Annotated in this window: 1 protein-coding gene; it reads left to right on the top strand. The window is 71.3% G+C overall.

Going from position 1 to position 578, the window contains the following annotated elements:
• Window positions 1-44 precede the first annotated feature (44 nt).
• Window positions 45-578: DNA repair protein RecO (gene recO, locus NIE111_RS28145; RefSeq protein ID WP_238687316.1), on the top strand; the 534-nt coding region annotated here is incomplete at its 3' end.

Here is a 578-nt window from a genome sequence, read left to right as displayed (position 1 = left end):
CCCCGAACCAACCCTGATTTCACACCCCGAGGGAGAATGGTCCGATGGCCGGGTATCGCCGACAGCTCTACCGCGACGACGCGGTGGTGCTGCGTGTGCAGAAGCTCGGCGAGTCCGACCGGATCATCACCCTGCTCACCCGCCGGCACGGCCGGCTGCGGGCTGTGGCTCGAGGGATCCGCCGCACCACCAGCAAGTTCGGTGCCCGGCTGGAGCCGTTCGGCCACGTCGACCTCCAGCTCGCCGGTGACCCGAAGGGCAACCACGGCAGTTCTCTGCACACGGTGAGCCAGGTCGAGGGCATCGACCTGTACGGCAAGCGGTTCCTGGGCGACTATCCGCGCTACACGGCGGCCAGCGCGATCGCCGAGACCGCCGAGCGGCTGACCCCGGTGGAACGGGAGCCGTCGCTGCGGCTGTTCCAGCTCACCATTGGCGCGCTGAAGGCGCTGTCCCGGGGTGAGCACGCCACCACCCTGGTGCTCGACGCGTACCTGCTGCGCGGGATGTCCCTGGCCGGCTGGGCGCCGGCGCTGGTCGCCTGTGCGGTCTGCGGGACGCCCGGGCGGCACCGGGCG

It is taken from the genome of Micromonospora hortensis (assembly GCF_022230935.1).
Taxonomy (GTDB): Bacteria; Actinomycetota; Actinomycetes; order Mycobacteriales; family Micromonosporaceae; genus Micromonospora; species Micromonospora hortensis.
The sequence above is the reverse complement of the archived record's forward strand: the minus strand, read 5'-3'. Positions and strand labels throughout refer to the sequence as shown.